This is a genomic window from Caldicoprobacter sp., assembly GCF_047459465.1.
In the GTDB taxonomy this organism is placed as follows: Bacteria; Bacillota; Clostridia; order Caldicoprobacterales; family Caldicoprobacteraceae; genus Caldicoprobacter.
Genome location: NZ_VSCO01000171.1, coordinates 1 through 3,409, shown reverse-complemented (window position 1 = coordinate 3,409; position 3,409 = coordinate 1). Strand labels below are relative to the sequence as shown.

The 3,409-nt window shown below is 46.4% G+C and carries 2 protein-coding genes; both read right to left on the bottom strand.

Annotated features, from left to right (window positions below; all coding sequences use genetic code 11):
- Positions 1–2,918: DNA polymerase III subunit alpha (locus tag FWJ59_RS08750; protein WP_414481560.1), on the bottom strand; the 2,918-nt coding region annotated here is incomplete at its 3' end.
- A gap of 13 nt (positions 2,919–2,931) precedes the next feature.
- The coding region (locus FWJ59_RS08745) for a hotdog domain-containing protein (protein ID WP_414481559.1) at positions 2,932–3,409 on the bottom strand (478 nt) is incomplete at its 5' end.

Sequence of the window (3,409 nt, the reverse complement as noted above, 5' to 3'; positions counted from 1 at the left end):
TTCATGGTATCCAGTATATCCTTAAACTCGCTTAAGGGATGTCCGCTTATATATATGCCCGTTACCTCTTTTTCCATGTTAAGGCGTACCTTTAAAGGGAATTCATCCATCTGTGGTAACGGATCATGGTTTAACTTTTCGGCTTCAGAATCATACCCCATTTCAAAAAGCGAAAGCTGTCCCTCAACGTTTTTCCGTCGCTCCTGGTTTATGCTATCCAATATCTTTTCATAAACCGCCATCAACTGCGAGCGGTAAACCTTCAGGGAATCAAACGCTCCGCATTTTATGAGGCTCTCTATCATCTTTTTGTTGATAGCGCTGCTGTCCACCTTCCTGCAAAAGTCGGTAAAGCTCTTGAACTTGCCCTTCCTCTCCCTGGCCTCTATAATTGCATTAATAGCCGACAATCCCACGTTTTTTACAGCGGCCAGTCCAAACCGTATCTTATTGCCCACCACCGTGAATTTGGCATAGCTTTCGTTTACATCGGGTGGCAGCACCTCTATCCCCTTTTTCCTACAATACTGGATATATGCAGCTACCTTGTCGGTGTTGTTCATGACGCTGGTCATTAGAGCTGCCATATATTCAACCGGATAATGGTATTTAAGCCACGCCGTCCTGTAAGCCACCAGCGCATAGGCAGCTGCATGCGACTTGTTGAAGGCATATTTTGCGAACTCAGCCATGGTATCAAAAATTCGGTTGGCCTTATCCTCAGGAATACCCCTTCTAACCGCACCGGGTATTATCACATTGCCATTTTCATCCTCAAGACCGTATATAAAGTTGTGCCTTTCCTGTTCCATAACCTCGGCATTCTTTTTAGCCATAGCCCGCCTTACCAGGTCAGAACGCCCCAACGAATACCCAGCCAGGTCCCTAACAATCTGCATAACTTGCTCCTGATATACTATACATCCATAGGTGACGCTGAGCACTGGAGCCAAAGACGGATGTATATACTTTATGGCCTCGGGATGGTTTTTGTTGTAGATGTACTCGGGTATCTGGTCCATAGGGCCTGGACGATAGAGGGATATACCCGCGATTATATCTTCAAAAGTGCTGGGCTTTAACTCTTTAAGAAATTGCCTCATTCCAGCACTTTCCAGCTGAAATACGCCGTCGGTATCCCCTTCCGACAGCATATTATAAACCCCTTTATCATCCAAGGGGATGTTCTCGATGTCTATCTCTTGTCCTGTATTGGCTTTGATGAGCTCCAGTGTATCCCTTATAACCGTCAGGGTACGCAGGCCAAGGAAATCCATCTTTAAAAGCCCCAGCTGTTCCAGCACGCCCATGGCAAACTGTGTGGTTATACAATCATCGTTTCTTTGTAAGGGAACGTATTCGGTTAAAGGCTCCTTGGATATCACCACGCCTGCTGCATGGGTAGAAGCATGTCTTGGCAAACCTTCTAGCTTTTTCGAGGTATCAATAAGCTTTTTTACCCGCCAGTCCTGCTCATAAAGCCTTCTAAGCTCGGGATTTATCTCCAAAGCCCGTTGAATGGTCATGCCCAGCTCAAAAGGCACCATCTTGGCAATCCTGTCCACTTCAGCATAGGGAAAATTGAGGGCCCTCCCCACATCTCTTATGGCAGCTCGGGCTGCCATGGTACCAAAGGTGATGATTTGTGCCACCTTATCCTTGCCGTATTTTTCGGTAACATAATCTATTACTTCCTGGCGCCTTTCAAAGCAAAAGTCTACGTCTATATCGGGCATGGTAACCCGTTCTGGGTTTAAAAAGCGCTCAAAAAGCAAATTATAACGCAGGGGATCGATCTGCGTGATGTCCAAAACGTAGGCCACAATACTGCCGGCCGCGCTTCCGCGGCCGGGCCCTACCATAATTCCTCTCTCCCTTGCAAATTTTATAAAGTCCCATACTATCAAAAAATAGTCCACATAGCCCATCTGTTCGATGACGCTAAGCTCATACTCAAGGCGTTCCTTGGCTTCCTGAGTTACAGGCGAATACTTTCTTTTTAACCCTTCGTAACACAGATGCCTCAAATACTCGGCTGCAGTATATCCTTCCGGCACATCGTACTTTGGTAAATGTATGGTATTAAAATCAAAATCCACTTTACATCTCTGTGCTATGGCAATCGTATTGGCGATGCCTTCAGGACAATCCTTGAAAAGAGCCAGCATCTCATCGGGAGACTTAAGATAAAATTGATCGGTCTCAAACCTCATGCGATCAGGTTCATCGACAGTGCTGCCTGTCTGTATGCACAGCAGTACATCGTGAACCTCAGCGTCTTCCCTGTCAATATAATGCACATCGTTGGTGACCACAACGGGAATTCCAGTCTCCCTGCTTAAAGTCAAAAGGCCTTGGTTGACAATGCGCTGCTGCTCTATACCATGATCCTGCAGCTCCAAATAAAAGTTGCCTTTTCCGAAAATACCCTGTAGGCGCAGTGCCAGCTCTCTTGCCTGATTATACTGGCCACTTAGCAATAGCCGTGGAATATCACCAGCCATACAGCTGCTAAGGCAAATCAATCCCTCGCTGTACTGTTCCAGAACATTATAATCGATTCGAGGTTTGTAATAAAACCCCTCCAAAAATCCCATTGAAACCAGCTTTACCAAGTTTTTATAGCCTTTCTGGTTCTCGGCCAGCAATACCAGATGGGCATAATTGCTATCGGTATGGGCTTCCTTATAATACATGGAACGGGGCGCTATATATACTTCACACCCTATTATTGGGTGTATGTCGCGTTCTTTAGCCTCCCTATAGAAATCCACCACACCGTACATAGCACCATGGTCGGTTATGGCGATGCTGGACATACCCAACTCTTTGCACCTGTCAAGCAACTGAGGTATTCGCGCCGCTCCATCCAACAAGCTGTACTCTGTATGGACGTGCAGATGCACGAAATCACCCATCTTGCCAGCCTCCTCACCGTTTCATGTTCTTGGCAGACAACAAGGCTTTGCCCACCAGTTCCTTATCATGGAAGCAAGTAACTTCAACTTTATTGAAATGCCTGCTTTCCTCAATCACCCTGGCTGTGATCTCCAACTCATCGTCCAGTTGAACCGGCTTTACAAAGTATACGGTAAAGCTATCCAGTATTATATCCAACTGCTTGTACTTCCTCAAGGCAACATTACCCACCGTGGCCATGAGCATGGTCATGGCGCTCCAACTGGCAGTGCCTATTTGGCTTAGCAGCATGGGGGACACTGAACCGTAAAACACCATACCGTCCTCTATCTTTTTATTCTGAAATCCTTTGAGCACCATATCCTCCAGCGTTTCGCTCACCTGCGGCTGACTTCTCATATACTGAAGCGCCTTTATCACATCCTGATTGGTAACTATTCCCACCAGTTTCCTGTTCTCCACCACAGGCAACAACTCTATACCTTCCCAG